This window comes from Streptomyces chartreusis NRRL 3882 (assembly GCF_900236475.1).
GTDB lineage: Bacteria > Actinomycetota > Actinomycetes > Streptomycetales > Streptomycetaceae > Streptomyces > Streptomyces chartreusis_D.
Genome location: NZ_LT963352.1, coordinates 1,943,262 through 1,969,801, shown reverse-complemented (window position 1 = coordinate 1,969,801; position 26,540 = coordinate 1,943,262). Strand labels below are relative to the sequence as shown.

The following is a 26,540-nucleotide window of genomic DNA, read 5'->3' as shown; positions in this document are numbered from 1 at the left end:
CGGGCGGCACGAGAACGAGTCTCGCGAGAGGAATCGCACCGTGACCGTCATGACGCACACCGGCGGGACGCAACCCGCCACCACCTCCAGCGGGTCGGGAACCGGCGGCCTCTTCGACATCCTCGAACTGATTCTGGACCGCGGGCTCGTGATCGACGTGTTCGTCCGTGTCTCCCTGGTCGGCATCGAGATCCTCAAGATCGACGTACGGATCGTCATCGCCAGCGTCGACACCTACCTCCGCTTCGCCGAGGCCTGCAACCGCCTCGACCTCGAGTCCGGCCGCAAGGCCCCCGACAAGCTCACCGACATCGTCGGCAACCTCGTCGAGAGCGGCGCCCGGGGCAGGACCAGCGGTGCGATCGGCGGCGCCATCGACGCGATCGGCGACATCTTCGACCGCGACGACAAGGACAGCAGGGAGGACGAGCGGTGAGCGGCGTCTACGTCTACGCCGTCACCCGCTCCGACCACCCCCTGCGCCTCGACGGCCTGCGCACCGTCGGCGGGAGGGACGACCCCCCGCGCGTGGTCGTCCATGGCCCGCTCGCCGCCGTGGTCAGCCCCGCACCCCCCGGCCTGCGTCCCAAACGGCGCGACCTCGCCGCCCACCAGGAACTCCAGGAACGGCTCATGGCCGACGGATCGGTCCTGCCCATGCGGTTCGGCCTGGTCGCCCCCGACGACACCGCCGTCAGGACGGCCCTGGAGGAGCACGGCCAGGACTACGCCCGAAGGCTCGGCGAACTGCACGGCACCGCCGAGTTCAACCTCAAGGCCGCCCGCGACCAGGACGACCTGCTGCGCGAGGTGCTCGGCGCGTCCGAGGAGGCCCGCCGGCTCAACCAGTGCACCCGCGACGGCACCGGCAGCCACGAGGACCGACTCGCCCTCGGGGAACTGGTCGCCCGGCAGGTCGACGCCCGGCAGCGGCGGCAGGCCGAGGAGATCGTCGGACGGCTGTCCGGACTCGCCAGATCGAGCGTCCTGGCGGACCCGGCCAACGACGACTTCCTCAACGTGTCGTTCCTCGTCGAACGCGCCCGCGCCGAGGAGTTCACCACGGCCGGCCGGCGCATGGCCCACGACTACGGCGACGCCTACGACTTCCGGCTGCGCGGCCCCCTGCCCCCGTACAGCTTCGCCGCCTGACATGGGCCTGCTCACCGGCATCCTCACCCTCCCGCTCGCGCCCCTGCGCACCACCCTCTGGGCCGCCGAGCAGCTCCAGGCAGCCGCCGAGGCGCAGTACTACGACCCGGCCCCCGTCCGGCAGGCCCTCGTCGACCTGGAACGGGCCCTGCTGGAGGGACGCGTCGACGAGGACGAGTACGACCGCCGCGAGGACGAACTGCTGGACCGACTCGACGAGATCGACGCCCGGAGACGAGCCCCCCGACCATGACCACCCATCCGGCAACAGGCGGACTCACCGGGCCGCCCCGCCTTCCCTCCCCCTACGGCCACGGGCCCGGCGCGCAGAGCGCCAACCTCGCCGACATCCTCGAACGCGTCCTCGACAAGGGCGTGGTCATCGCCGGCGACATCCGGATCAACCTGCTCGACATCGAACTGCTCACCATCAAGCTGCGCCTGCTCGTCGCTTCCGTCGACAAGGCGAAGGAGATGGGCATCGACTGGTGGGAACACGATCCCTCCCTCTCCTCCCGCGCCGCCCGCCCCGAGCGGTCCCTCGCCGACGAGAACGAACGACTGCGCGCCGAGATCGCCGCCCTCAAGGCGGCCGACAGGAGGCCGGAGCCATGACCGACCCGAACCTCGTCTATGCCTACGCGGTCCTGCGCCGCACCCCCGAGGCCGCCGCGGCGGCGGCGCACGTGCGCGGGGTCGCCGGCGACCCGATCCACCTGGTGGAGCCCGCCGACCCCACGTCCCGGCTGGCCTTCGCCGTCGGTCACGTCCCGGCCGCCGACTACGACGAGGCTCCCCTCAGGGCCCACCTCCACGACCTGGACTGGATGGAGTCCACGGTCCGGTCCCACCACGCCGTGGTCGCCGCGCTCGTCGCCAGCGGCGCCGCCGTCCTGCCCCTCCGCCTGGCCACCGTCTACCCCGACGAGGACCGCGCCCGGCACGCCCTCGACACCCGCCGCGCGTACTTCGCATCCCTCCTGGACCGTCTGACCGGCCACGTCGAACTCGGCGTCAAGATCTACGCCACACCCGAGATCACACCACCCGAGTCGGACCCCGACGCCGGACAGCAAACGCCCACCGGCCTCGGCGTCGGCCGCGCCTACCTGTCGATCCGCCGCCGCAGACAACGCAGAAACGACGAAGCCTGGCGCACGGTCGCACAGGCCGCCGCACACCTCACCCGGACCGCCGGCACCCTCGCCGTCGACCGGGTCGCACACACGCCGGAACGCGGAAGCCTCGCGGGCCCGGCCCCCGGCACCAACGTCGGCAACGACGCGTACCTCGTCCCCGCCGACCGCGTCGACGCCTTCCGCACCGGCGTACTGGCGGCCGCCGAGGGCATCCCCGGCCTCCGCGTCGAAGTCACCGGCCCCTGGGCCCCCTACTCCTTCGCACTCCAGCCGGAGCCGGAACCCGCCGCGTGACGGCCTGGCGGGGAACCTGCCCTGATGGCCGGTTCTCCCTCAGGCGCTCACGGCCGCCAACGCCGGTATCCGAGCCGCCTCGTAGCGCTCCAGTACGACCCGGGCCACCTCCGGCGCCGGCCCCAGGACACTCGCCAGGACGTCCGCCTCCGCCGCGCCCCGGGCGATGCGGTCCGGGAGGAAGCCGGGGGCGAGGACGTAGGGGGCGACCGCCACTCGGGCGCAGCCGAGGGCTCGGAGTTCCCGGACGGCGTCCTCCGTGCGGGGGAGAGATGCGGAGGCGAACGCAGGCCGCACGGCGCACCAACCGGTGTGCCGCCACTCCCGCGCGATTTCTGCGATCACTGCGATCGCCTCCGGGTCGGTGGACCCCGCCGAGGCCAGCACGACCCCGGTCGAGGACTTGTCGGCGGGGGACAGGCCCGCCTCGTACAGGCGTCGCTCCAGCGCGGACAGCAACAGGGGCGACGGGCCCAGGACCTCCGCCTGGCGGACACGCAGCTGCGGGGGCGCGTCCGCGAGAACCGCCGGGATGTCCGCCTTCGCGTGGAACGCCCGGGTCAGGAGGAGGGGGAGGGCGACGACGTCACGGACACCCTGGACCGCCAGGGACTCCAGCACCCCCTGCACCGAGGGCACGTTGAAGTCCAGGAAGCCCGTCTCCACGCGTACGTCGGGGCGCAGGGAGCGGACCTGGCGTACCAGGGCGTGCACCGTCGCGGCGTGCCGCGGGTCGCGGCTGCCGTGCGCGATGACGAGGAGAACGGGCTTGTTGGTCATGGGTTCACTTCACCAGCAGGCCGCGGCTGCGCAGCACCCACCGCTCCAGGGGGCTGAAGATGAGGAGGTCGATGGCGATGCCGACGATGAGGATGAGGAGGATGGCTTCGAAGACCATGGCCATGTCGCTGGCGTTGCGGCCGTTTTCGAGGAGTTGTCCGAGGCCGACGCCGAGGTCGGGGAAGGAGGCGATGATCTCGGCGGCCATCAGGGAGCGCCAGGAGAAGGCCCAGCCCTGTTTGAGGCCGGCGACGTAGCCGGGCAGGGCGGCGGGGAGGACGATGTGCCAGGTGCCCTTCAGGCCGGTGGCGCCGAGGGTGCGGCCCGCGCGCAGGAACAGTGGGGGTACCTGGTCGACGCCGGAGACGAGGCCGTTGGCGATGGAGGGGACGGCGCCGAGGAGGATGACGGCGTACATCATGGAGTTGTTCAGGCCGAGCCAGATGACGGCCGGGGGGACCCAGGCGACCGAGGGCAGGGACTGCAGGCCGGACAGGATGGGGCCGATGGCGGCGCGGATGAACTTCACGCGGGCCACGAGCAGGCCGAGGGGGGTGCCGATGAGCAGGGCGAAGCAGAAGCCGAGCAGGCCGCGCGAGACGCTGGTCCAGATGTAGTCGAGCAGTTCGCCCTGGAGCCAGGCGGTGTGGACGACGTCCCATACGGCTGAGGGTGCGGGGAGTTTGGTGGGGTCGTCGACGACCTTGAAGGAGACCAGGGCCTGCCAGAGCGCCAGGACCAGGGCGACGGCGAGGACGGGCGGCAGGATTTTCTCGGTGAGGGTCTGCCGGAAGGGTTTGCGGCTGGTCTGGACGGTTTCCAGGGCGTCGAGGCCGGCTTCGAGACCGGCGAGGTCGTTGCCGTCCTTGTCGGCGATCGTGGTGTCAGTGCTGGCCATGACGGCGGATCTCCCCACGCAGTTGTTCGGTGATCTCGACGGACAGCTCCGCCACGGCGGTGTCCTCGATGCGGCGCGGTTGCGGGATGTCCACGCTCCACTGGCGGGCGATGCGGCCCGGGCGGGAGGACAGCAGCACCACCCGCTGGGCCAGGCGGACCGCTTCGCGCACGTTGTGGGTGACGAACAGGACCGACACCTGTGTCTCGCGCCAGATACGGGTCAGCTCGTCGTGCAGTACATCGCGGGTGATGGCGTCGAGGGCGGCGAAGGGTTCGTCCATCAGCAGCAGCTTGCTGTCCTGGGCCAGCGCGCGGGCCAGCGCCACGCGCTGGCGCATTCCGCCGGACAGCTCGTGCACCCGCTTGCCGTGCGCGCCCTTGAGCCGGACCAGTTCCAGCAGCTGCTCGGCCCGCTCGCGGCGCTCGGCCTTGGGCACGCCGCTGAGTTTCAGGGCGAGTTCGATGTTCTTGCCGGCGGTCAGCCAGGGGAAAAGGGCGTGTTCCTGGAACATCAGGGCCGGGCGGCCGTCGGTGCTGATGGTGCCGGCGGAGGGCCCGTCCAGGCCGGCCACGAGGTTGAGCAGGGTGGATTTGCCGCAGCCCGAGGCCCCCAGGAGGGTGACGAACTCGCCGGGGGCGACATCGAGGGTGATGTCGTCCAGGACGAGCTGCTGCCCGGCGGGGCCCGCGAACGACTTCGAGACGTGCTCGATCCGGGCGGCGTGGGTGGCCGTCCCGGTGTCGTCGGCGGCCTTGGCGAGGGTCGTGGCCATGGTCGTCACCTCCTGGGAACTGTTCACAATGGCGGCTTGGGGATGCGGGCTTACTTCGCGCCGAGACCGGCGTCGTCGACCGTGGGCTCACCCTCTGCCTTGAGGACCTTGTTCAGCGGCGCGAGGTCGTAGATGCCCTTCAGGTCGGGCTTTTGCAGCAGTCCGGCCTTCACGGCGTGCGCGGCCTCGGTGTTGAGGGTGGCGGCCAGCGGGTCGTCGGTGAACTGGATCGACTTCCACGCCGGATCCAGCACATTTGCCGGCAGCGCCTTGCCGGAGTCCGCGGCCAGCTGCTCGTTGGCGGCCGTCTTCGCCGCGTCCGGGTGGGCGTTGATCCACTTGTTGGTCTCGACCGAGCCCTTCAGCACCGCCTCGACGACCTTGGGGTGTTCCTTCAAGAACTCCTGGCGCACGATGATGTTCGTGATCACGAACTTCTTGTCCGGCCACAGCGACGCCTCGTCCAGCAGGACCTTGCCGCCCTCGGCGACCAGCTTCGAGGCGGTCGGCTCCGGCACCCACGCCCCGTCGATGGAGCCGGACTTGTAGGCGTCGGGGGTGACCTTGTTGTCACTGCGCACGACGGTGACGTCGCCCTTGCCGCTCTGCGGGTCGATCTTCCAGCCCTGGTCGGCGGCCCAGTTGAGGAACGCCACGTCCTGGGTGTTGCCCAGCTGCGGAGTCGCGATCCGCTTGCCCTTGACGTCCTTCAACGACGTGATCTTGTCCGGGTTGACCACCAGCCTCACACCACCGGACGCCGAACCACCGATGATCCGCAGGTTCTTGCCACCGGACTTGACATAGCCGTTGATCGCCGGAGACGGACCGATCCAGCCGATGTCGATGGAGCCGGAGTTCAGCGCCTCGATCTCGGAGGGCCCCGCGTTGAAGAGCGCGGGTTCGACCTTGGTGGCGCCGAGAGCCTTCTGGAAGAAGCCCTTCTGCATGCCCACCAGCGCGGTTCCGTGGGTGAGGTTGCCGAAGTAACCGATCTTGACGGTGTCGAGCCCGTCGATCTTCTTCGCCCCGGCGGCGACCTTGGCGGTTCCGTCGTCCTTGGCCTGGGAGCCGTAACCGCAGGCGGCCAGCGTGAGCAGGGGCAGCGCGGCCAGTACCGCGAAGGATCGGCGCAGAGCGGATGATGCAGGCACGGGAGGGTTTCCTCTCGGAGGCCCGGCGGTCACGGTCTCTCAGGTCGTGGCCGGGAGGTCGGCAGGTTTTCGTCTACGGCGGTGGGGGGTGAGGGCGCGCAGGCAGTGCGCGTACGTCAGCGCACACATCGCGCCACTCCGCCCTGCCCGCTGCCGAGAGCACCGCTGCCGACGCGGCCGCCCTCCTTCGCGAACATCGAGTAGAAGTCGGGGGAGTTCATGTCAGAAGTCCCACCCGTCGTCCTCGGTCTCGTCCTTGACCGGCTCGGGGGAGGCGAAGGACTCGCCGACCATGCCCGCGGTCAGCGTGGTGCCGTCGTTGGGATCGATCAGGATGAACGAGCCGGTGCGGCGCGAGTCGGCGTAGGAGTCCACCGGCAACGCCTCGGCGGTACGGATCTTCACCCGGCCGATGTCGTTGGCGACGAGCTGTCCCGGGTGCGGGTGCAGGGACAGATCATCCAGGGTCAGGCGGGAGGGGATGTCCTTCACGATCGCCTTGACCGTGCGGGTGCCGTGCTTGAGCAGCACCCGGTGGCCCACCGTCAGGGGCGCGTCGGCGACATGGCAGACGGTCGCCTCGATGTCCTGCGTGGTCGGCGGCGCGTCCTTGCTGGGCACGATCAGGTCGCCACGCGAGATGTCGATGTCGTCCTGGAGCAGGAGGGTCACCGACTGCGTCGTCCAGGCCACCTCCACCGGCTCACCCAGCAGATCGATACCCGTGATCTTCGTGGAACGGCCCGAGGGCAGCACGGTGACCTGCTCGCCGACGCGGAAGGAACCGGCCGCGATCTGCCCGGCGTAACCCCGGTAGTCGGGGTGGTCGGCGCTCTGCGGCCGGATCACGTACTGCACCGGCAGCCGGGCGTGGCAGTGACTCAGGTCGTGCGCGACCGGCACCGTCTCCAGGTGCTCCAGCACGGTCGGCCCGCCGTACCAGTCCATGTTCGCCGACGCCTCCACCACGTTGTCCCCGACCAGCGCGGAGATCGGGATCGCGGTGACCTCGGGGACACCCAGCTCGGTGGCGTACGCGGTGAACTCCTCGGCGATCGCCGCGAACACCGACTCCTCATAGCCCACCAGGTCCATCTTGTTCACCGCCAGGACCACGTGCGGCACCCGCAGCAGGGCGGCGATCGCCGCGTGCCGGCGGGTCTGCTCCACCACGCCGTTGCGGGCGTCGACCAGGATCACCGTCAGCTCGGCCGTCGAGGCACCGGTGACCATGTTGCGGGTGTACTGCACATGGCCGGGGGTGTCGGCGAGAATGAACCGGCGCCGGGGCGTGGCGAAATAGCGGTAGGCCACGTCGATGGTGATGCCCTGCTCCCGCTCCGCGCGCAGACCGTCGGTCAGCAACGCCAGGTCCGGGGCCTCCTGGCCACGGCTCGCGGAGACCCGCTCGACAGCCTCCAGCTGGTCGGTCAGGACCGACTTCGAATCGTGCAGGAGCCGCCCGACCAGGGTGGACTTACCGTCGTCGACGGAACCGGCGGTGGCGAACCGCAGCAGCGTGGTCTCCGCAAGCTCCTCGGTGGTGATCGTGCTCATCTCTAGAAGTACCCCTCGCGCTTGCGGTCTTCCATCGCGGCCTCGGACATCTTGTCGTCGGCGCGGGTGGCGCCGCGTTCGGTGAGCCGGGAGGCGGCGATCTCCACGATCACCTTCTCGATCGTGTCCGCCTCCGAATCGACCGCGCCGGTGCAGGACATGTCACCCACGGTCCGGTAGCGCACCAGACGCTTCTCCACCACCTCGCCGTCCTTCGGCCCGCCCCACTCACCGGCCGTCAGCCACATCCCACTGCGCCGGAACACCTCACGCTCGTGCGCGTAGTAGATCTCCGGCAGCTCGATGCCCTCACGGGCGATGTACTGCCACACGTCCAGCTCGGTCCAGTTCGACAACGGGAAGACCCGGACGTGCTCACCCGGGGCATGCCGGCCGTTGTAGAGGTTCCACAGCTCCGGACGCTGCCGGCGCGGATCCCACTGCGAGAACTCGTCCCGCAGCGAGAACACCCGCTCCTTGGCCCGGGCCTTCTCCTCATCCCGGCGCCCCCCGCCGAAGACCGCGTCGAACTTCTCCGCCTGGATCTTCTCCGTCAGCGGCAGCGTCTGCAGCGGGTTGCGGGTGCCGTCCGGGCGCTCCTTGAGCACACCCCGGTCGATGTAGTCCTGCACCGACGCCACATACAGCCGCAGCCCGTGCCTCTCGACCGTACGGTCCCGGTAGTCCAGGACCTCGGGGAAGTTGTGCCCGGTGTCCACATGCAGCAGCGAGAACGGCACCGACGCCGGCCGGAACGCCTTCAGCGCCAGATGCAGCATGACGATCGAGTCCTTGCCACCGGAGAACAGGATCACCGGCCGCTCGAACTCACCCGCCACCTCACGGAAGATGTGCACCGCCTCCGACTCAAGAGCATCGAGGTGGGAGAGGGCGTACGGGCTGTCGGTCTCCTCGGAAACCGTGGCGGCGGTCGTCATGCCAGTCCCCTTTCGCTGAGCAGGGCGTACACGGACGCAGCGGACTCCTGCACGGTCTGGTTCTGCGACTCGATGCGCAGATCGGGCGACTCGGGCGCCTCGTACGGGTCGTCGACCCCGGTCAGGCCCTTCAGCTCACCCGCGGCCTGCTTGGCGTACAGACCCTTCACGTCCCGCTCGCTGCACACCTCCACCGGAGTCGCCACGTGGATCTCCACGTACGCGGTGCCGTTCGTCTGGTGCCGCTTGCGCACCGCCTCGCGGCTGTCCTGGTACGGCGCGATGACCGGGACGAGGGCGAGCACGCCGTTGCGGGCGAGCAGTTCGGCGACGAAGCCGATGCGCTGCACGTTGGTGTGCCGGTCCTCGCGGCTGAAGCCGAGGCCCGCCGAGATGAACTCGCGGATCTCGTCGCCGTCGAGCACCTCGACGCGGTGGCCCTCGGCGCGGAGCCGGCCGGCCAGCTCGTAGGCGATGGTGGTCTTGCCGGCACTCGGCAGACCCGTGAGCCAGACGGTGGCTCCGGTCGTCACGTCGGTCTCCTGAATCGTCTGAGTCTTCTGAGGAGTCTGTGTCCGAGGCGCGGTCATCCGTGCAGCCCGCACTCGGTCTTGCTGCGGCCCGCCCAGCGGCCGGCGCGCGCGTCCTCGCCCTCAAGGACCCTGCGGGTGCAGGGGGCGCAGCCGACGGAGGCGTAGCCGTCCATCAGCAGCGGGTTCGTCAGGACGCCGTGTTCGGTGACGTAGGCGTCCACGTCGTCCTGGGTCCAGCGGGCGATCGGGGAGATCTTGACCTTCTGGCGCTTCTCGTCCCAGCCGACGACCGGGGTGCCGGCCCGGGTCGGGGACTCGTCGCGGCGCAGCCCGGTCGCCCAGGCCTGGTAGTTCTTCAGGCCCTCCTCCAGCGGCCGGACCTTGCGCAGCGCGCAGCACAGGTCGGGGTTGCGGTCGTGCAGCCTGGGGCCGTACTCCGCGTCCTGCTCGGCGACCGTCTGGCGGGGCGTGAGCGTGATGACGTTGACGTCCATCACGGCGTCGACCGCGTCACGGGTGCCGATGGTCTCCTCGAAGTGGTAGCCGGTGTCGAGGAAGACGACGTCGACGCCGGGCATCGCCCGGGAGGCGAGGTGGGCGACGACCGCGTCCTCCATCGAGGAGGTCACGCAGAAGCGCTTGCCGAACGTCTCGGCCGCCCACTGGAGGATCTCCAGCGCGGAGGCGTCCTCGAGGTCGCGGCCCGCCTGCTCGGCGAGTGCCTTGAGGTCCTCGGAGGTGCGTCGTTCCTGAACCGTGGTCATATCTGTGCCCCTCCGGTGTCGGATCGCTTCAGCCCCTGGGCCAGCAGCCCGAGGAACTTCAGCTGAAAGGCTCGGCTGCACGCCGCGCATTCCCACGCGCCGTGTCCCGCCTCGCTCGGACGCAGGTCCTCGTCACCGCAGTAGGGGCAGTAGAAGGGGGCCGCTCGTTCGCTCATGAAAGGGCCTCCTCGCTGGCCCGGGCCGCCCAGGTGGCGAACCGCTCGCCGTCCTCGCGCTCCGCCTGGAACCGCTTCAGGACGCGCTCGACGTAGTCGGGCAGTTCGTCGGAGGTGACCTTCAGACCGCGCACCTTGCGGCCGAAGCCCGCCTCCAGGCCGAGCGCGCCGCCCAGGTGCACCTGGTAGCCCTCCACCTGCTCGCCCTGGTCGTTGACGACCAGCTGGCCCTTGAGACCGATGTCCGCCACCTGGATACGGGCGCAGGCGTTCGGGCAGCCGTTGAGGTTGATGGTGATCGGCTCGTCGAAGTCCGGCAGACGGCGCTCCAGCTCGTCGATGAGCTGCGAGCCGCGCTGCTTGGTCTCGACGATGGCGAGCTTGCAGAACTCGATGCCGGTGCAGGCCATGGTGCCGCGCCGGAACGAGGACGGCCGGGCGGTCAGGTCGAGTGCCTCCAGGTCCTCGACGAGCGACTCGACCTTGTCCTCCTCGACATCGAGGACGATCATCTTCTGCTCGACGGTGGTGCGCACCCGGCCCGAGCCGTGGGCCTCCGCGAGGTCGGCGATCTTCGTGAGCGTCGCGCCGTCGACGCGTCCCACGCGCGGGGCGAAGCCGACGTAGAAGCGGCCGTCCTTCTGCCGGTGCACGCCGATGTGGTCGCGCCACTGCTGGACCGGCTGCTCGGGAGCCGGGCCGTCGACCAGCTTGCGCTTGAGGTACTCGTCCTCCAGGACCTGCCGGAACTTCTCCGCGCCCCAGTCGGCGACGAGGAACTTCAGCCGGGCCCGGTTGCGCAGCCGGCGGTAGCCGTAGTCACGGAAGATCGAGATGACGCCCTCGTAGACGTCCGGGACCTCGTCGATCGGCACCCAGGTGCCCAGCCGCACGCCCAGCTTGGGGTTGGTGGACAGGCCGCCGCCGACCCACACGTCGAAGCCCGGGCCGTGCTCGGGGTGGACGACGCCGACGAACGCGACGTCGTTGATCTCGTGCACCACGTCCAGCAGCGGCGAGCCCGAGATCGCGGTCTTGAACTTCCGCGGGAGGTTCGAGTACGCCTTGTTGTTCAGGACGCGGCGCTTCATCTCCTCCAGCGCCGGCGTGGCGTCGATGATCTCGTCCGCCGCGATCCCGGCGACGGGCGAGCCGATCATCACGCGCGGGGTGTCGCCGCAGGCGGTGACCGTGGACAGGCCGACGCCCTCCAGCCGGTTCCAGATCTCGGGCACGTCCTCGATCCGGATCCAGTGGTACTGCACGTTCTGCCGGTCGGTGATGTCGGCCGTGCCGCGCGCGAACTCCTGCGAGATCTCGCCGATGACCCGGAGCTGCCGGGTGGTCAGCGCACCGCCGTCGATGCGGACGCGCAGCATGAAGTACTCGTCGTCCAGCTCCTCCGGCTCCAGGACCGCCGTTTTGCCGCCGTCGATCCCGGGACGGCGCTGGGTGTACAGGCCCCACCAGCGCATCCGGCCGCGCAGGTCGTTCGGGTCGATCGAGTCGAAGCCCCGCTTGGAGTAGATCGTCTCAATGCGTGTCCGCACATTGAGACCGTCGTCGTCCTTCTTGAACTGCTCGTTGCCGTTGAGCGGGGTGTGGTGCCCCGCGGCCCACTGACCCTCACCGCGGTGACGGCTCACCTTGCGGCGGGGAGTCGCGGCGGCAGGCTTCTGCGGGGTGGCGGCCATGGTTGATACGTCCTTCGGGACAGGCGGGAAAGCGGCTCTGACCTGCGCATGCGGGCGCATGGGCATAGGGGCGCGTCATTGCGCGGGGAGGAGACGAGAAAGGGAGATGTCGGGCGCTGCGTGAGTACTCTCAGCGCGCCGGACAGATGGCGCTGGACATGCGGCCGAGGTCGACGTGGCGTCGACTCACCAAGGCAATCCCAGTTCCAGGCATGACGGAAGCGTGTCACGGCGATCTGGACACAGTCCAGCTTCGTCCAAGATTCGGACACTCATGTCTCGGTATCCAAGACGTGAGTGTCCTTGGTCACACCGGGCCGTCCCGGGGTGTCCGACCAGGTCAGACGGGGAACGCCCCAGGCCACGGCCCCGGAGCGGTGACGTCCGGTTCCTCCTCGACCTTGGTGTCGAACAGCTTGAACCCGCGGCGCTGGTAGTTGGCCATCGCGTGCTCGCCGTCCTTGCTGCACGTGTGCAGCCAGACCCGCTTCGTCGGCGTCAGTCCCGCCCAGCGGTCCGCGAGGTCCCAGGCACGGGCCGTGCCGTACGACAGCAGGTGCCCGCCGATGCGCCGGCCGCGGAAAGCGGGGAGCAGTCCGAAGTGGAGGATCTCCACGACCGCGTCGTCCTGCGCCTCCAGCTCCACGTACCCCGCGGGCGTGCCACGGTCGTACGCCACCCACGTCTCCACCCCGGGGCGCTCCAGGTGCTCCAGCCACCGCGCGTACGACCAGCCCAGCTGGTCCGTCCAGCGGACGTCGCCGCCGACCGAGACGTACAGGTACCGGCTGAACTCGGGCGAGGGCACCTCGGAGCGGACGATCCGGACGTCCCCGTCCGGCGCGGCGGCCGGCAGCAGGTCGGTCGGGGCGGTCTGCTCCAGAGACCAGGTGGTCACGGTGATGGTGGTCATGCGGGCCAGAAAACCATCTGACCCACTGGTCTGTCGATCGTGGCCTACCGGTCTGCCGGTCGGCCCAGCGCCCTGTCCACCGACGCCAGCGGCAGCGCGAACAGCATCCGCCCCGACTGGGACCAGAGCTCACCCGTCTCCTCCCAGTAGGACAGGGAACCCGACAGGCCGCTCCAGCAGTGGCGCGTCTCGTCCGTCGCGCACTCCGCCGCCCGCGCGCCCTTCGTGTCCTGGCGCCACAGCGTCCCGTGCCCCCCGGGCGTGCCCGCCGCGCGGTCGAGGTACCAGCCCGAGCGGTACGACAGCACGCCCCGCACGTCGGCCGTCTTCGTCTCGTACGCCTCGACCGGGTCCGCGTGCTCCGAGGAGTCCGTGGCGAGCAGGCCGGACCGGGCAGGGTCCCGGCTCAGCGCGTAACGCCACAGCCGGGTGCGGCGGTCGCCGTCCGCGGGCACCCACTCGCTCGCCACCAGACTGTCGGGGGAGGTGCTGCGGTCGAGGGAGACGGCGGCCGGGTGCGGCACGTCGTCCCCGCCGGGCAGGGCGTACGAGGCGACCGCGGGCAGTACGAACCGGTAGCCGTACGCCGACCAGCCGCCCCGCACCCGGCCGACCGCGTCCGAGTCGACCGTGGCGCGCTGGATGCGGTCCATGTCGTAGACGTACAGCGCGTCCCGGTCGCCCTCGCGGGTCGTCACCAGCAGCTTGTCCTGGTACCAGACCATGCCGGACAGCGGGGAGACCAGCCCCCGGTAGTCCCGCCCGCCGTCCACCGGGACGGCCAGCAGGGCCCAGGTGTAGCGGAGCCGGTCGGGATCGTTCGCGTCGACGAAGGCGACCTTGGCCAGGCCCTGCTCGGGGGCGGGGCCGTCCATGGAGCCGCCCCCGGCGCCGCCGCGGGTCCAGCCGGAAAGGATCACGCGGTTCCCGCCCCAGCGGCCGTCGTCGTCCGCGTCGCCCGAGGTGGTGACCGCGCCGGGCCGCCAGCCCCGGGTGTCGGCGCCGCCGAAGCAGTACGCGCGCGTGGCCGCCGGCTCGACCGGCAGGGTGTGCTTCTCGGCGGTCGGGCAGCCGGCCGCGTTCCGCAGCGTGCGGTCGGCGCTGTCCAGCACCGTGCCGGCACCGACGGGCCGGCCCATCTCCGAGGTCAGCCGGTCGAGCCACGGCCCGGGCACCCGGTGCTCGGCCAGCTCCAGCCGCCCGGCCCCGGCGGACACGCCGATCGGCTTCAGGGCCCCGGGCGCGTCGGCGACCGTGGCCTGCGAGGCGCTGATCAGAGTGGCGGCGGCGGTGAGCGCGAGAGCCGTCCCGGCCAGGACGCCACGCAGCGCCCTGCCCCGCCTGCGCCGCCGGTGTCTGCCACGATGCTTCATAACGTCCTCCCGAGGCGGGCCAACTGCGCCTTGCGGTCCGTACGTTGACGGAGGAGCAGGTGGGGTGGCCCGTGGAGGATGCTACGGCAGGTGGGCGGGGCGGGGGGCGAAGACCTTGCAAATATGCGCAAGATGCACCCGTGGGGGCCGACGGACGGCACGTCCCGTGAACCTCAGGGGGCCGGTGCGGAGCTGCGCAGCCTCCCCACCGCCGGTGCCGTCGAGTGCGGCAGCAGGTCGTTCGGGTCGTCCGGGAGGACCACCTCGACCTCGGCGTCCTCGGCGAAGCGGTAGGGCCGGTGTTCCAGGAACGCGCCGAGGTAGCGCCGCACTCGCGACATCTCGGCGCGTACCGTCACCGTGCGGGCCGGGTCACCGAACACGTCGCCGGCCAGGTCCGAGGCGCTGCGGCCGGTGCGGTGGACGGCGAGGAGGTACAGCAACTCGGCGTGCCGGGGGCTCAGTTCGCGGGTCCAGGAGCCCGCGCCGCCGGAGACCGCCACCGTCCATCTGCGGGCCTGCCTGAGGTCCAGCACGATCCTGGTCGCCCCGCGCGGCACCGGCTCGTCGGCGGCCGCCCGCAGCAGCCAGCCCCCGGCCAGCGGCTCCACGGAACACAGCCCGAGCGCCGGCACCCACCTCGGGCCCGGCGACAGGGACTTGGGCAGGGCCACGCGCCGCGTGTACGGCGTCCCGCTGACCGCGGCGGTCCAGCCGTCCCGGTCGACGACCAGGGCACGCCCGTCGAGCCGGGCCAGCACCGGCGCCGCCACCGCGCGCAGCCGCTCCAGCGACTCCTGGTGCCTCTCCCGCAGCCGGGCCTCGGCGAGTTTCGCGACCGAGTCCACCCAGGCGAGCGTGGCCGGATGCATCGTCTCCAGCGGACCGCTCACGTCCACCACGCCGAGCAGCCGGCCGTCCCGCGGATCCGTCAGCGGAGCGCCGGCACAGGTCCAGCCGGCCTGGGAGCGCACGAAGTGCTCGGAGGCGAAGACCTGCACGGGCCGGCGCACCACCGCCGGGGTGCCCAGACCGTTCGTGCCGACGACGTCCTCACGCCAGTCCGCGCCGAGTTCGAAACCGAGCCCGTCGGCCTTGCGCAGCACCGGCGCGCTGCCCTCCCGCCACAGCACCCGGCCCTCCTCGTCGGCGACCACCATGATGTGGTGGGCGACGTCCGCGAACCCGAGCAGCCCCTCCCGCAGCACCGGCAGCACATGGCGCAGTACCGACGTCTCGCGCCGCCGCTGCACCTCCTCGCGGGACAGCAGATCCGCCCGGAAGTCGTGGTCAGGATCGACACCGCTGCGCAGCATGCGCTCCCAGGACTGCTCGATCACCCGGCGCGGTGACACGGGGGCGGGCTGCCCGGACAGCCGGGCGGAGCGGACCTCGCTGAGCACCCGGGCCGCACGCGTGGTGTCCGCGGCGGCGAGCTGCGTGACGTTCATCGGTGAGTGCGCCACTGGTCCTCCAGGAACAAGGGCTGCGGGCCCGGGCGTGAAGCCCTTTCCGACTGACCGTCTCATAGTGCCGCCTGCCCCACAGGGGCGCGCACAGTCCGCAGACAGTCAGCAGCAAGTTGCAACCCCTTGCAACCCTGGTGGACCGCCCGGCCGTGTCTGAAACTTGAGCGGCGCCGTCCCGAGCGGCGTTCAGTGGCTCGAACGGGCCAGTGCGGCGGGGGTGGTGCCGTGTCGGCGCAGCACCACCCCCGCTTCGGCTGCCCGGATCAGGCCACCGGCCGGGCCCGCTCCACCACCGACGCCAGATCGAGCGTGTGCGGGAGCGTCCCGAACGCCGCGCCCCCGTCGCCGCCCAGCCGCGCCGCGCAGAACGCGTCGGCGACCTGCGGTGGCGCGAAACGGACCAGCAGCGACCCCTGGAGCACCAGCGCCAGCCGCTCCGCCAGCCGCCGCGCCCGCCCCTCCACGCCCTGCAGATCGGCGAGTTCGGTCAGCAGGTTCTTGATGGCCCCGTCGAGCCGGTGATCGGCGCCGCGCGCCTGCCCGACCTCCCGCAGATACGCGTCCAGCGCACCGGGCTCCCGCTGCAACGCCCGCAGCACGTCGAGGGCCTGGACGTTGCCCGCACCCTCCCAGATCGAGTTGAGCGGCGACTCGCGCACCAGCCGGGGCAGCCCGGACTCCTCGACGTAGCCGTTGCCGCCCAGGCACTCGGCCGCCTCCACCGCCACCGGCGGGCACCGCTTGGTCACCCAGTACTTGGCCGCCGGCACCGCGATCCGCAGCAGCGCCCGCTCCTGCTCGCCGCCGTCGTCACAGGCCGCCGCGAGCCGCAGCGCCAGCGTCGTCGCCGCCTCCGACTCGATGGCGAGGTCGGCGAGGACATTGCGCATCAGCGGCTTGTCGACGAGCTTCCCGCCGAACGCCTCCCGGTGCGTGCAGTGGTGCACCGCCTGCGCCACGGCCTGCCGCATCAGCCCCGCCGAGCCCAGCACACAGTCGAGCCGGGTCGCCGCCACCATCTCGATGATGGTGCGCACCCCGCGCCCCTCCTCGCCGACCCGGCGCGCCCAGGTCCCGTCGAACTCGACCTCGGCCGAGGCGTTCGACCGGTTGCCGAGCTTGTCCTTGAGCCGCTGCAGCAGGAACACGTTGCGCGTGCCGTCCGCCAGCACCCGCGGCACCAGGAAGCAGGTGAGCCCGCCCGGCGCCTGCGCCAGCACCAGGAAACCGTCGGACATCGGCGCGGAGCAGAACCACTTGTGCCCGGTCAGTTCGTACGTCCCGTCCTCGGCGAGCGGCCGCGCGGACGTCGTGCCCGCCCGTACGTCGCTGCCGCCCTGCTTCTCCGTCATGCCCATCCCGAACAGCGCCCCGGCCTTGAGGTGCGCGGGCCTGAGCTCACGGTCGTAGACCATGGACGTCAGCCGCGGTTCCCACTCGGCGGCCAGGTCCGGGTCGGTGCGCAGGGCGGGCACCGCCGCGTGCGTCATCGACAGCGGGCAGCCGTTGCCGGCCTCGACCTGCGTCCACACCAGGAAGGCGGCGGCCCGCCGCAGATGCCCGGCCGGCCGGTCCCAGGCCGCGGTCAGACCGGCCGAGACGCCCTTGCCGAGCAGCCGGTGCCAGGACGGATGGAACTCGACCTCGTCGATCCGGTGGCCGTACCGGTCGTGGGTGCGCAGCCGGGGCGGGTTCTCGTTTGCCTGCGCCCCCCACTCCTGCACCTGGGCGGAGCCGGAGGTCCGCCCGAGCGCCGACAGCTCGCCGAGCACCTCGTCGCGCAGGCCGGGATCCAGATGCCGTTCGACCGCCGCCGTGAGGGCCCGGTCGGCCGAGAAGACGTCGTACCCGACCAGCGGCGGGACCTGGTTGTTCACGGAGTGGGTGCTGCCAGCCATGCTGCGAAAGTACCCCGCGGTGGCACCTTGGTCACCAAGGGGCGAGGGCCGGATGCCCCGGACCGGCCTGAGGGTGAGTACGGTCAGGCGCGACGGATACCGTTAGGGGGTGCAGCCAGCAAGTGAAACCCCCGACACACCCTCCGGGCGCCTCCACCGGGCGCGTGCTCTCTACCGGAACGTCTCCAAGCGCAGGACCGCCTGGCTGTTGCTCAAGGACACCGTCAACTCCTGCATCGAGTACCGCATCCTGGGCCTGGCGGCGGAGGCCGCGTTCTTCACGCTGCTGTCGGTTCCGCCGCTGCTGCTGAGCATGATCGGACTGCTCGGCTACGTCGACGCCTGGACCGGCGCCGACACGATCGAGAGCCTCCAGGCCAACCTCCTGGAGGCCGCCCGCACGGTGTTGTCCGACCGGGGCGTGCGGCAGATCGCCGAGCCGATCCTGCACGACGTGATGAAGGGCGGCCGGCCCGACGTCATCTCCATCGGTTTCCTGTTCGCCCTGTGGTCCGGCTCCCGCGCGGTGAACGTCTTCATAGACACCATCACCGTCATGTACGGCCTCGACGGCGTCCGGGGCATCGTGAAGACCCGCCTGATGGCCTTCGCGCTGTTCATCGTCGCCCTGCTGATCGGCTCGATCGCGCTGCCGCTGATGGTGGCCGGGCCGGACGCGGTGGTGCGGATCGTGCCGTGGTCGACGACGGTCGTCCAGGTCCTGTACTGGCCGGTCGTCATCCTCCTGTCCATCGCCTTCCTGACCACGCTCTACCACGTGTCCGTCCCCGTCCGCTCCCCGTGGATCGAGGACGTGCCCGGCGCGCTCGTCGCCCTCGGCATGTGGGTCCTCGGCAGCTTCCTGCTGCGGATCTACCTGACCAGCACGGTCGAGGGCCCGACGATCTACGGCTCCCTGGCCGCGCCGGTCGCCGTGCTGCTGTGGATCGGTGTGTCCGCGTTCGCCGTGCTCGTCGGGGCCGCGGTCAACGCCGCCATCGACCGGGTCTGGCCGGCCGCCGCGACGGCTGCCGCCCGCGAGGCCAACGAACGCCTGCGGCAGGCGCAGGTCGCCGAGTACGTGGCCCGCGCCGCCGCCGCGGGCGAGTCCGACCCCGACATGCCCTCCGAGTTCCCGGAACGCTGGTCCCGCTTCCTGCCCCCGGAGGACGTCACGGCCCGCCTGCGGACCCATGTGAAGAGCACCCACACGAAGGGCCCTGCCCACTCCAACGGCGAACCACCACCGCCCGCCGACAAGTGACGGGCCTGCGTGTTCCCGCGGCCGCTGGGGCCGCAACGGGCACGCGCTCCGGCGGGCCCGCCGGAACTGCGGTCGCGCCGCATCGCCGCCGCGGCCGGTCCGGGCGGCGACCTGCCCACGACGCGCCCCGCCCGCCCTGGGGGCGGTCGGCCCTCGACGCGCCTTCCGGTGTCCGGTTCGCCGGCGGCTGGCGCTGGATGTCAGCGGGCGACACACCGTCACTCACCCCTGGCCGGCGGGCCACCGCCGGCGTGCCTCCGAGACTCCGCGTGTCCATGGCCGGTGCGCCTGTCGCTGGCTGTCACTCGCTCCGCGGGGCCCGGCCTGGCCGTGGCCGGTGCCGGCGGCGGCCCGCCGACGTCGCCTCACTCGGGTCGCCGTCGGCTCGTGTTCCGGGGCCCCGCGTGCTCGCCGGCAGGCGACGCAGCGTCACTCGTCTCCCGGGTCCGGCCCGGCGGCGGCCCGTCGTCGTCACGCCCGCCACGTTCCCGCCGCCGTCTCCTCCCGCACGAAGTCCGAGAAGTCCCCGGGCGCGCGGCCCAGGACCTCCCGCACGCCGTCCGACAGGTGTGCGTTGCGGCCGTCGAGGAGGGTGTCGAATATCTCGGTCAGGGCTGCGACCTCCTGCGGCGGGACGCCGAAGCCGAGAAGCGTCTCGCCGTAGTCCTGTGTCGACACCGCCCGGTAGCCGAGCGGGCGGCCCGTCGACTCGGCGATTTCCGCGACCGCCTCGCCGAAGGTGAGCAGGCGCGGCCCGGAGAGGGCCACCGTCCGGCCCGCGTACCGGTCGCCGGTGGTCAGCGCGGTCACCGTCACGTCCGCGATGTCCCGCACGTCGAGGAACGGCTCGCGCACCTCACCGGCCGGGAACACCAGCTCCCCGCGCTCCCGCAGCTCCGCCACCAGCGGCCCCTCGCTGAAGTTCTGCGCGAACCACGCGGCCCGCAGGACCGTCCACTCCGCCCCCGACGCGTGCAGCGCCTCCTCGGTGGGCAGGGCCTGATCCTCGCCGCGCCCGGACAGCAGCACCAGCCGCCGTACCCCGAGCCCGACCGCCTCCCGCGCGAGGTCCCCGACCGCCTCGGCGGCGCCCGGCGCACCGACGTCCGAGGGGTACGCGAGGTAGGCCGCATCGGCGCCGCGCAGCGCGTCCGCCCAGGTCGAGCGGTCCCACCAGTCGAAACCGGTCGCCCGCGACGCCGCCCGTACCGTGAGCCCGGCCGCCTTCGCCGCCCGTGCCACGCGGCTGCCCGTACGGCCCGAGGCGCCCGTCACCACAACCGTCATGCCCTGCGTGTCCCGTGTCGTGTTCGTCATGCCGTCGAGTCAACTGCCGTACACCGCGCGGAACCATCGCTGAACGGCTCATTCCCATACGACCGCGTCTACGCTGATCCCATGGACGCGCCCCCACGCTCGAACACGCTCAGGCCGGGGGACCCCCTCGCAGGGCTGCTGGAGGGCCCCCGCGCCCGGGGCGCGTTCATGACCAGGGCGTGCTTCGACCCGCCGTGGGCGGTACGCGTGGAGGACCGGGCGCCGCTCACCGTGATGCTCGTCGTGCGCGGCGAGGCCTGGGTCCTGCCCGACCGGGGCGAGCGGACACGGCTGCGGGCCGGGGACCTCGCCATCGCCCGCGGCCCGGACCCGTACACCTGCGCGGACGACCCCGGTACGGCACCGCAGGCGCTGATCCTTCCCGGCCAGGAGTGCCGCCACCCCGACGGCCGCCCCCTGAACGGCTCCATGGACCTGGGCGTGCGCACCTGGGGCGACCGGCTCGACGGCGCCACGGTGATGCTGATCGGCACGTACCCGATGCAGGGCGAGATCAGCGGCCGGCTGCTGGACGCGCTGCCGCCGCTGCTCGCCCTCACGTCCGACGTGTGGGACTGTCCGCTCACCCCGTACGTCGCCGAGGAGATCGTGCGGGACGAGCCGGGCCAGGAGGTCGTCCTGGACCGTCTGCTGGACCTGCTGGTCATCGCCGCGCTGCGCGCGTGGTTCGCCCGCCCCGAGGCGGAGGCCCCCGCCTGGTACCGGGCCCTGGCCGACCCGGTCGTCGGCGGTGTCCTGCGCCTGCTCCAGGACGACCCCGCCCACCCGTGGACCGTCGCCGCGCTCGCCGCCAAGGCGGGGGTGTCCCGTGCCGCACTCGCCCGCCGCTTCACCGCCCTGGTCGGCGAGCCCCCGATGACGTACCTCACCGGCTGGCGCCTCGCCCTGGCCGCCGACCGCCTGCGCGACTCCGAGGACACACTCGACGCGGTGGCCCGCCGGGTGGGGTACGGCAGCGCGTTCGCCCTGTCGACGGCGTTCAAGCGGGTGTACGGGGTGAGCCCGGTGGAGTACCGGGGGCGGTCGGCGTAGCGGCGGGAGCCGCGGTGCCCTGGCCGGGCGCCCTGGTCGGCGGCGGTGGGGTCGGCCCGGCCCGGGACGCTCGCGGCACCCGCGCGGCCCGCGGCGTAGCCTGGCCCACGTGTACGTGGAGCGGGCGTCACGGCTGACGGGAGCGGTCGTGTGGAGCAATGCCCCCGAGCGGGACGGGGCGGGGCGCGTGCTGCCCGACGGGTGCATGGACCTGCTGTGGCACGAGGGGCGGCTGCTGGTCGCCGGGCCCGACACGCACGCGTACCTCACCGGCGGCGAGACCGGCACCTGGGCCGGCATCCGTTTCTACCCGGGCACGGCCCCGGCCCTGCTCGGCGTACCGGCGCACGAGCTGCGCGACCGCCGGGTCGAGCTGGCGGATCTGTGGCCGGCCTCGGAGGTACGGCGACTGGCGGCACGGGTGAACGCGGCCCCCGACCCGGCGAGCGGACTCGAGGACCTCGCCCTGCGGCGGGCGGCCGGTGCCGATCCGCCGGATCCGCTGCTGCGGCAGGTCGTGACCGCCCTCGGCGCGGGCCGGCCGGTCGCCGCGACCGCCGACGCACTCGGCCTCGGGGCACGCCAGTTGCACCGCCGTTCGCTGACCGCGTTCGGCTACGGCCCCAAGACCCTGGCCCGGATCCTGCGGCTGCGCCGCGCCCTCGCGCTGGCCCGGCACGGCGTGCCCTTCGCGGACACGGCCGCCCGGGCCGGTTACGCCGACCAGGCCCATCTCGCCAGGGACGTCAGGGAGTTGGCGGGCCTGCCGCTGGGGGAGCTACTCGCCCGCCGCGGCTAGCGGAGCGAACAGGTCCACCCCGTTGCCGTCCGGGTCGAGCACCACGGCGTACCGCTGCCCCCAGAAGGCGTCCCAGGGCTTCAGCTCACCCCGGCACCCGGCGCCCACCAGCTCCCCGTACAGCGCGTCCACCTCCTCCGGCCCGTCGCACCGCAGGGCCAGCGAGGTCCGGCCGCCGTCCGCCGGCGGCTGCCACCCGGGCCGGAAGGAGCGGACCGTCTCCCCGGTGTCGAGCATCAGCCGCAACCCGCCGGGCAGCCCGGCCTCGGCGTGCGGCAGGCTCTCGGCGCCCTCGGGGAAGGCGAACCCGAGCCGGCGGTAGAAGGCGACGGAGGCGGCCATGTCGGAGACGACCAGGCCGATGGCATCGAATCGTGCAGTCATGGGATCACCGTAGGCAGGCCGGCGACGCCCGGTCTTGAAGGAATCGGACACCGGTCGGCGCGGTGCCCGATCCGTGTCCGATCCGTTCAAGACGCCCCCCCGGGCAGGCCCGTAACGTCGCCGCCATGACGACCACGACACGGCAATCCAGGCACCTCGGCATCCCCATCGACCGGCCCGCACAGGAGGTCTACGACTACGTCTCGGACCCCGCCAACGTCCCCGGCTGGGCTCCCGGACTGGCCCGTTCCATCGAGCTGGTGGACGGCCGGTGGGTGGGGGAGTCGCCCATGGGGCGGGTCGTGGTGGACTTCACGCCCCGGAACGACTTCGGCGTGCTCGACCACGACGTCACACTGCCCTCGGGGGAGACCGTCCACAACCCGATGCGGGTGCTCGCGGACGGCCCCGGCTGCGAGGTGGTGTTCACCCTGCGCCGGCAGCCCTGGATGAGCGACGAGGACTTCCACCGCGACGCACGTGCGGTGACCGCCGACCTCACGGCCCTCAAGCGGCTGATGGAACGCTCATGAGACATCCGGCCTGGCCGGATAGCAGCTTCCCCGGCCTTCGGAACCCGTGGAACAGTGCCCTCTTGTCATTCAAGGTTCAACTCGACCCGCCGGGCCTCGCCGGGTGAGTCGCCACAACGCATCGGAGCCGGGATGCCCGTACGCCTGCGTCGACCGAGCGTGCGGCGCCCGGGCGGCCCCTCCGTGCCCGGGGCGCTCATTGCTCTGGCGACTGCCGCGGTGCTCGCAGCAAGTGGTTGCAGCGGCACCGAGGCGAACGGGACGGGGAGTTGCCGCCCCGCCGTGACGCAGGGCTCCCTTCCCTCGTGGGCGCGGAAGGGATTCCCGCGAGACGTGTCACAGCGCCACATCATCGGCGACAAGGGGGAAATCGCCGCGATCCTCTTCGGATACCCGTATCACGCGCCGGCAGCCGAGGGCCGGGAGAACAAGATCCTCTGGGTGGCGAAGGACACTGAGGGGGCCGCCGACGCGGGCCCTGACGACCGGTTGACCATCAAGGCCCGCCTCACCGGCACGAACGAAGTGGTGACCCGCTCGGTCACCGGAGGGCCCGGCCCTTCCCTCGTCGACTTGCCGAAGCCGGGCTGCTGGAAGTTCTCCCTCTCCTGGGCCGGGCATTCCGACCACCTCGACCTCGAGTACCTCGCAGGCTGACCACGGCCCGCCCGCCGTCGGACACCTCCTCAGGCGGCCGTCGAAGCGGAATTCGTCGGCGCGGTCGCGTGGATGCGTCCCGCCCCGGCCCATGCAGGTCCCGCGCGTCCCATCCTCCGCCGGGACGCCGCCGCCCCGCCCGTGAACCGTCCCTGGGCGGTCCGCGTACGGCGGGAAAGCTCGCTCCGGCCGCCCCCGGCCCGTGAGGCTGTGCCGTGCCGGATGAGACGAGCCGCCCCAGGGGGAACCCACGGGTGACGGCGGTTCGGAAAGGAAGACCGCATGAGCATGCGCAATCGGGCCATGGCGATGGTGACGGCCGTGTTGCTGGGGGCCGGGGCCACCGGAATCGCCCTGGCGCCGGCCGCCAACGCCGCGCCCGCCTACTTCGGAATCGACGGCGGCGGTGCCGTCGGCAACGACTGGGAGGACGAGGAGAACCTCGGCGTCGAGGCGTACTCCAGGGGCAACGCCATCGCCCTGTGGGAGGCCGTCCTGTGGGCGGACGGTGCCCTGTGGGAGGACGACGAGGGGGAGTGGCGGCCCTTCAAGAAGAGCCAGATCGACGGCTCGTTCGGGCCGGAGACCGAGTCGGCCACGCAGTGGTGGCAGAGCCGGCACAACCTGCCGGAGACCGACGGTGTCGTCGTCAGCGAGAGCTGGGACTTCGCCCAGACCCGGCTGCAGAGCCTCCCGGGCAACATCGTCCAGTACAAGGGCGACGCGCGGAACGTCAACTTCAAGCGCGTGAGCGGCAAGTACCAGGTGAAGCTGAAGAACGTCGGGCCCTGGAAGAACGCCCACTACCGCACCCTCGGCTGAGACCACCGCCGCCGGGGAGCGGGAGCCGGAGCGGATGGACCCGCGCCCTCACCCGCTCCTCGCCGGCAGCACCCACAGCAGCCCGGCCAGCAGCACCACGATGACCGCGAAGGAGACCAACGCCGCCGCCCGCCACCGCCGGTACTCGGCGCCGGGCGGCGGCGTCGCCGTGTCCACCGCCTGCCCGGCCGGTTCCACCGGCACCGCCACGCCGTGCGGCCACGTCTGGTCCGCCAGATCCCACAGCGCAAGCAGCCGCGCCTGGTCCGCCCCCGCCACCCGGCACAGCGCCTGCACCGCTCCTCTCGGTGGCTGCTTGGCCCCGCTGAGATACCGCTGCCACGACGACTTGCTGTACGCCGTCCGCCGCGCCAGCTCGGCCAGGCTCAGACCCGTGCGGTCCTTCAGGCCCCGCAGTTGCGCGACCAGGTGCCGTGCCTCCCTCGGCAGTGCGTCCGGAAGCGGCCGCCAGCGTGTCATGGTCGTCCCCCAACTGCCCGCCGCCGCCCCGCCCCGGACAACGGCCCCTCCCCGCCGCATCGTTCGACGCCGGTCGGTTCCGGCCAGTTCCCCACCGCGACGGGCGCGCGGCGCGCGTCAGGGGTGTGCGACCACCGATCGGGCGACCGTCACTCGGCGTACGGTGCGCCGGGGCGTACCGCCACCGCGTCGACCTCGAACAGCATTCCCGGCAGCGCCAGCGAGGCGACCCCGCTCAAGGTCTGCGCCGGGAGCCGCTCGCCGAAGCGCGCGTGCAGCGCCTTGCCGAGGATCTCCAGCTTGCCGAGGTCGTGGTCCACGATGAACGTGCCGAGACGTACGACGTGTTCATAACCGAGCCCGACCCCCTCCAACGCCGATCGCAGCCGGTCGAAGGCCAGTTCCACCTGCGCGGCGAAGTCGCCGGGCACGGGGGCGCCGGTGGAGTCGGAGGCGTACTGGCCTCCGATGAAGACGGTTTCACCCGGTGCCGAGACGGCGTGGCTGTAGCCGAACGGCGTGGGGTCGTGGAGGGTGGCCGGGTTGGTGATCGTGCGCGAGTCGCGCGTCATGACCGGGCTGTCCTTTCGCGGAGTACGGCCGCCGCACACCGGCGGCGACCCTGGCACTCATCCCCAACTCCCCACGCCTGTACGGCATTCCGTCCCTGGGCACCCCCTAGCAGCGCGGCGCGGTGGTGCTCGCCCGTTCCACCAGGCGCGTCGACAGTTCCGTCCGGGTGCTCTCCGGGTGGTGGCCGTCCATCAGGCGCAGCAGCGACCGCAGGGCCGTCGCCGCCATCTCCGACAGCGGCTGGCGGACCGTGGTCAGCGCGGGGGAGGCCCAGCGCGCCTCGGGCAGGTCGTCGAAGCCGACCACGCTGACGTCGTCCGGGACCCTCAACCCCCGCTCGGCCAGGGCCTCGTACACCCCCAGGGCCATCCGGTCCGAGCAGACGAAGACGGCCGTCGGCGGCTCGGGCAGGTCGAGCAGTTCCAGCATGCGGCGGCGGGCCAGGCCCTCGTCGAAGCCCGCGTGCCGGACGTACTCGGCACGGTGCCGGACCCCGGCCGACGCGAGCGCCGAGCGGTAACCGGCGACCCGGGCGCTGCTGCACATCGTGCGCCGGTGACCGGCGATGACGGCGATGCGCTCGTGGCCCAGGGACAGCAGGTGCTCCGTGGCCGTCAGACCGCCCTGCCAGTTCGCCGCGCCCACCGACGCCACGCCCTCCGGCGGTTCCTGGACCGGGTCGATCATCACGAACGGGATGCGGTGCTGCTCCAGCCAGGCGTACTGGGAATCGCTCAGCTCGGCGAGGTTGAACAGGACCCCGGAGGAGCCCCGGGCGACCAGCTTGTCCAGCCAGCCGCGCTCCGGCCGGCCGGCCCGGGTCCGGGTCAGGGCCGCCGACACCACGACCTCCAGGCCCGCGTCGTGCGCCGCCTCCTCCACCCCGTGCAGCACCGCGCCCGACCAGGAGCTCTCCAGCGAGTGCACGACCAGGTCGACCAGCCGGGGTGCCTTCGACGCGTCGAACCGGGGTCTGCGCACATAGCCGAGCCGGTCGAGCGCCTCGGTGACACGGCGGCGTGTCTCGGGCGCCACGTCCTCCCGGCCGTTGACCACCTTCGACGCGGTCGGCACGGACACCCCCGCCTCGCGGGCCACGACCGCCAGCGTCGGACCGGCCGTCGCACTCGCACTCGCCGTACGGACCATCG

Annotated in this window: 31 protein-coding genes; 11 read left to right on the top strand and 20 right to left on the bottom strand. The window is 72.1% G+C overall.

Translation table 11 applies throughout. From position 1 onward, the window contains the following. Positions 1 to 49: 49 nt before the first annotated feature. The 5 genes from gvpJ to SCNRRL3882_RS08785 are packed head-to-tail and all read left to right on the top strand — an operon-like array spanning position 50 to position 2,585. On the top strand, positions 50 to 436 hold the full coding sequence (gene gvpJ, locus SCNRRL3882_RS08805) for a gas vesicle protein GvpJ (protein ID WP_050810168.1): 387 nt from the start codon (positions 50 to 52) through the stop codon (positions 434 to 436). Next, a complete protein-coding gene (locus tag SCNRRL3882_RS08800) occupies positions 433 to 1,152 on the top strand; it encodes a GvpL/GvpF family gas vesicle protein (protein ID WP_010034283.1) in 720 nt (239 codons plus the stop codon). Before gvpJ ends, SCNRRL3882_RS08800 begins: the two co-directional genes overlap by 4 nt. 1 nt (position 1,153) lies before the next feature. Further along, positions 1,154 to 1,405 (top strand): gas vesicle protein GvpG, encoded by a 252-nt coding sequence (locus tag SCNRRL3882_RS08795; protein WP_010034286.1) that lies wholly within the window; start codon positions 1,154 to 1,156, stop codon positions 1,403 to 1,405. Next, positions 1,402 to 1,767, top strand: a complete 366-nt coding sequence (locus tag SCNRRL3882_RS08790; protein ID WP_010034288.1) for a gas vesicle protein — start codon at positions 1,402 to 1,404, stop codon at positions 1,765 to 1,767. Before SCNRRL3882_RS08795 ends, SCNRRL3882_RS08790 begins: the two co-directional genes overlap by 4 nt. Next, on the top strand, positions 1,764 to 2,585 hold the full coding sequence (locus SCNRRL3882_RS08785; RefSeq protein ID WP_010034290.1) for a GvpL/GvpF family gas vesicle protein: 822 nt from the start codon (positions 1,764 to 1,766) through the stop codon (positions 2,583 to 2,585). Before SCNRRL3882_RS08790 ends, SCNRRL3882_RS08785 begins: the two co-directional genes overlap by 4 nt. A 39-nt stretch (positions 2,586 to 2,624) precedes the next feature. On the opposite strand, the gene SCNRRL3882_RS08780 is transcribed toward SCNRRL3882_RS08785, so the two are convergent. The 15 genes from SCNRRL3882_RS08780 to SCNRRL3882_RS08710 form a co-directional block, all read right to left on the bottom strand. Beyond that, positions 2,625 to 3,365 carry a sirohydrochlorin chelatase gene (locus SCNRRL3882_RS08780; RefSeq protein WP_010034293.1) on the bottom strand — a complete coding sequence of 247 codons (741 nt, stop codon included), beginning with the start codon at positions 3,363 to 3,365 and terminating at the stop codon, positions 2,625 to 2,627. Between the two features lie 4 nt (positions 3,366 to 3,369). Then, positions 3,370 to 4,263 carry an ABC transporter permease gene (locus SCNRRL3882_RS08775; RefSeq protein ID WP_102514774.1) on the bottom strand — a complete coding sequence of 298 codons (894 nt, stop codon included), beginning with the start codon at positions 4,261 to 4,263 and terminating at the stop codon, positions 3,370 to 3,372. Beyond that, positions 4,250 to 5,038, bottom strand: a complete 789-nt coding sequence (locus SCNRRL3882_RS08770; RefSeq protein WP_010034299.1) for an ABC transporter ATP-binding protein — start codon at positions 5,036 to 5,038, stop codon at positions 4,250 to 4,252. Before SCNRRL3882_RS08770 ends, SCNRRL3882_RS08775 begins: the two co-directional genes overlap by 14 nt. A 50-nt stretch (positions 5,039 to 5,088) precedes the next feature. Next, positions 5,089 to 6,192 carry an aliphatic sulfonate ABC transporter substrate-binding protein gene (locus SCNRRL3882_RS08765; RefSeq protein WP_102514773.1) on the bottom strand — a complete coding sequence of 368 codons (1,104 nt, stop codon included), beginning with the start codon at positions 6,190 to 6,192 and terminating at the stop codon, positions 5,089 to 5,091. 222 nt (positions 6,193 to 6,414) lie between these two features. Then, complete coding sequence (locus SCNRRL3882_RS08755) at positions 6,415 to 7,749, bottom strand: sulfate adenylyltransferase subunit 1 (RefSeq protein WP_102514772.1); 1,335 nt, start codon at positions 7,747 to 7,749, stop codon at positions 6,415 to 6,417. Between the two features lie 2 nt (positions 7,750 to 7,751). Further along, positions 7,752 to 8,687 carry a sulfate adenylyltransferase subunit CysD gene (gene cysD / locus SCNRRL3882_RS08750; RefSeq protein ID WP_102514771.1) on the bottom strand — a complete coding sequence of 312 codons (936 nt, stop codon included), beginning with the start codon at positions 8,685 to 8,687 and terminating at the stop codon, positions 7,752 to 7,754. Next, positions 8,684 to 9,220 (bottom strand): adenylyl-sulfate kinase, encoded by a 537-nt coding sequence (gene cysC, locus SCNRRL3882_RS08745; protein ID WP_010042583.1) that lies wholly within the window; start codon positions 9,218 to 9,220, stop codon positions 8,684 to 8,686. The genes cysD and cysC overlap by 4 nt, the downstream gene beginning before the upstream one ends. A 53-nt stretch (positions 9,221 to 9,273) precedes the next feature. Further along, positions 9,274 to 9,984 carry a phosphoadenylyl-sulfate reductase gene (locus SCNRRL3882_RS08740; RefSeq protein ID WP_010042582.1) on the bottom strand — a complete coding sequence of 237 codons (711 nt, stop codon included), beginning with the start codon at positions 9,982 to 9,984 and terminating at the stop codon, positions 9,274 to 9,276. Then, on the bottom strand, positions 9,981 to 10,160 hold the full coding sequence (locus SCNRRL3882_RS08735; protein WP_010042581.1) for a hypothetical protein: 180 nt from the start codon (positions 10,158 to 10,160) through the stop codon (positions 9,981 to 9,983). Before SCNRRL3882_RS08735 ends, SCNRRL3882_RS08740 begins: the two co-directional genes overlap by 4 nt. Beyond that, positions 10,157 to 11,854, bottom strand: a complete 1,698-nt coding sequence (locus SCNRRL3882_RS08730; protein ID WP_010042580.1) for a nitrite/sulfite reductase — start codon at positions 11,852 to 11,854, stop codon at positions 10,157 to 10,159. Before SCNRRL3882_RS08730 ends, SCNRRL3882_RS08735 begins: the two co-directional genes overlap by 4 nt. A gap of 130 nt (positions 11,855 to 11,984) precedes the next feature. After that, positions 11,985 to 12,068: a putative leader peptide gene (locus SCNRRL3882_RS42385; RefSeq protein WP_310887545.1), complete on the bottom strand. Its 84-nt coding sequence runs from the start codon at positions 12,066 to 12,068 to the stop codon at positions 11,985 to 11,987. 126 nt (positions 12,069 to 12,194) lie between these two features. Beyond that, complete coding sequence (locus tag SCNRRL3882_RS08725; RefSeq protein WP_010042579.1) at positions 12,195 to 12,767, bottom strand: GNAT family N-acetyltransferase; 573 nt, start codon at positions 12,765 to 12,767, stop codon at positions 12,195 to 12,197. 44 nt (positions 12,768 to 12,811) lie between these two features. Continuing rightward, positions 12,812 to 14,140 (bottom strand): hypothetical protein, encoded by a 1,329-nt coding sequence (locus SCNRRL3882_RS08720; protein ID WP_010042578.1) that lies wholly within the window; start codon positions 14,138 to 14,140, stop codon positions 12,812 to 12,814. A gap of 173 nt (positions 14,141 to 14,313) precedes the next feature. Next, positions 14,314 to 15,591, bottom strand: coding sequence for a GAF domain-containing protein (locus SCNRRL3882_RS08715; protein ID WP_010042576.1), 1,278 nt, complete (start codon positions 15,589 to 15,591; stop codon positions 14,314 to 14,316). A gap of 281 nt (positions 15,592 to 15,872) precedes the next feature. Next, positions 15,873 to 17,507: an acyl-CoA dehydrogenase family protein gene (locus tag SCNRRL3882_RS08710; RefSeq protein ID WP_029181366.1), complete on the bottom strand. Its 1,635-nt coding sequence runs from the start codon at positions 17,505 to 17,507 to the stop codon at positions 15,873 to 15,875. A 109-nt stretch (positions 17,508 to 17,616) separates the two neighbouring features. Between SCNRRL3882_RS08710 and SCNRRL3882_RS08705 the strand changes: the two genes are divergently transcribed. Continuing rightward, complete coding sequence (locus tag SCNRRL3882_RS08705) at positions 17,617 to 18,771, top strand: YihY/virulence factor BrkB family protein (protein ID WP_029181365.1); 1,155 nt, start codon at positions 17,617 to 17,619, stop codon at positions 18,769 to 18,771. A 471-nt stretch (positions 18,772 to 19,242) separates the two neighbouring features. On the opposite strand, the gene SCNRRL3882_RS08700 is transcribed toward SCNRRL3882_RS08705, so the two are convergent. After that, on the bottom strand, positions 19,243 to 20,088 hold the full coding sequence (locus SCNRRL3882_RS08700; RefSeq protein WP_010042567.1) for an NmrA family transcriptional regulator: 846 nt from the start codon (positions 20,086 to 20,088) through the stop codon (positions 19,243 to 19,245). 81 nt (positions 20,089 to 20,169) lie between these two features. Here SCNRRL3882_RS08700 and SCNRRL3882_RS08695 point away from each other — a divergent pair, with 81 nt between their 5' ends. Both SCNRRL3882_RS08695 and SCNRRL3882_RS08690 read left to right on the top strand, forming a co-directional pair. Then, positions 20,170 to 21,141: an AraC family transcriptional regulator gene (locus tag SCNRRL3882_RS08695; protein ID WP_078602879.1), complete on the top strand. Its 972-nt coding sequence runs from the start codon at positions 20,170 to 20,172 to the stop codon at positions 21,139 to 21,141. A 109-nt stretch (positions 21,142 to 21,250) separates the two neighbouring features. Continuing rightward, a complete protein-coding gene (locus tag SCNRRL3882_RS08690; protein WP_010042565.1) occupies positions 21,251 to 21,940 on the top strand; it encodes a helix-turn-helix domain-containing protein in 690 nt (229 codons plus the stop codon). Here the strand turns inward: SCNRRL3882_RS08690 and SCNRRL3882_RS08685 are convergent. Next, on the bottom strand, positions 21,920 to 22,324 hold the full coding sequence (locus SCNRRL3882_RS08685; RefSeq protein ID WP_010042564.1) for a VOC family protein: 405 nt from the start codon (positions 22,322 to 22,324) through the stop codon (positions 21,920 to 21,922). The genes SCNRRL3882_RS08690 and SCNRRL3882_RS08685 overlap by 21 nt on opposite strands. A 125-nt stretch (positions 22,325 to 22,449) precedes the next feature. Here SCNRRL3882_RS08685 and SCNRRL3882_RS08680 point away from each other — a divergent pair, with 125 nt between their 5' ends. The 3 genes from SCNRRL3882_RS08680 (at position 22,450) to SCNRRL3882_RS08670 (ending at position 24,336) form a co-directional block, all read left to right on the top strand. After that, a complete protein-coding gene (locus SCNRRL3882_RS08680) occupies positions 22,450 to 22,857 on the top strand; it encodes an SRPBCC family protein (protein ID WP_010042562.1) in 408 nt (135 codons plus the stop codon). Between the two features lie 333 nt (positions 22,858 to 23,190). Continuing rightward, positions 23,191 to 23,514 (top strand): hypothetical protein, encoded by a 324-nt coding sequence (locus tag SCNRRL3882_RS08675; RefSeq protein ID WP_010042559.1) that lies wholly within the window; start codon positions 23,191 to 23,193, stop codon positions 23,512 to 23,514. Between the two features lie 282 nt (positions 23,515 to 23,796). Continuing rightward, complete coding sequence (locus SCNRRL3882_RS08670; protein WP_010042556.1) at positions 23,797 to 24,336, top strand: peptidoglycan-binding domain-containing protein; 540 nt, start codon at positions 23,797 to 23,799, stop codon at positions 24,334 to 24,336. 48 nt (positions 24,337 to 24,384) lie between these two features. Here SCNRRL3882_RS08670 and SCNRRL3882_RS08665 read toward each other — a convergent pair whose 3' ends face one another. The 3 genes from SCNRRL3882_RS08665 to SCNRRL3882_RS08655 form a co-directional block, all read right to left on the bottom strand. Beyond that, complete coding sequence (locus tag SCNRRL3882_RS08665) at positions 24,385 to 24,816, bottom strand: helix-turn-helix domain-containing protein (protein WP_010042554.1); 432 nt, start codon at positions 24,814 to 24,816, stop codon at positions 24,385 to 24,387. A 149-nt stretch (positions 24,817 to 24,965) separates the two neighbouring features. Beyond that, positions 24,966 to 25,388: a RidA family protein gene (locus SCNRRL3882_RS08660; RefSeq protein ID WP_010042552.1), complete on the bottom strand. Its 423-nt coding sequence runs from the start codon at positions 25,386 to 25,388 to the stop codon at positions 24,966 to 24,968. A 106-nt stretch (positions 25,389 to 25,494) separates the two neighbouring features. Beyond that, complete coding sequence (locus SCNRRL3882_RS08655; protein WP_010042550.1) at positions 25,495 to 26,538, bottom strand: LacI family DNA-binding transcriptional regulator; 1,044 nt, start codon at positions 26,536 to 26,538, stop codon at positions 25,495 to 25,497. Positions 26,539 to 26,540: the final 2 nt, after the last annotated feature.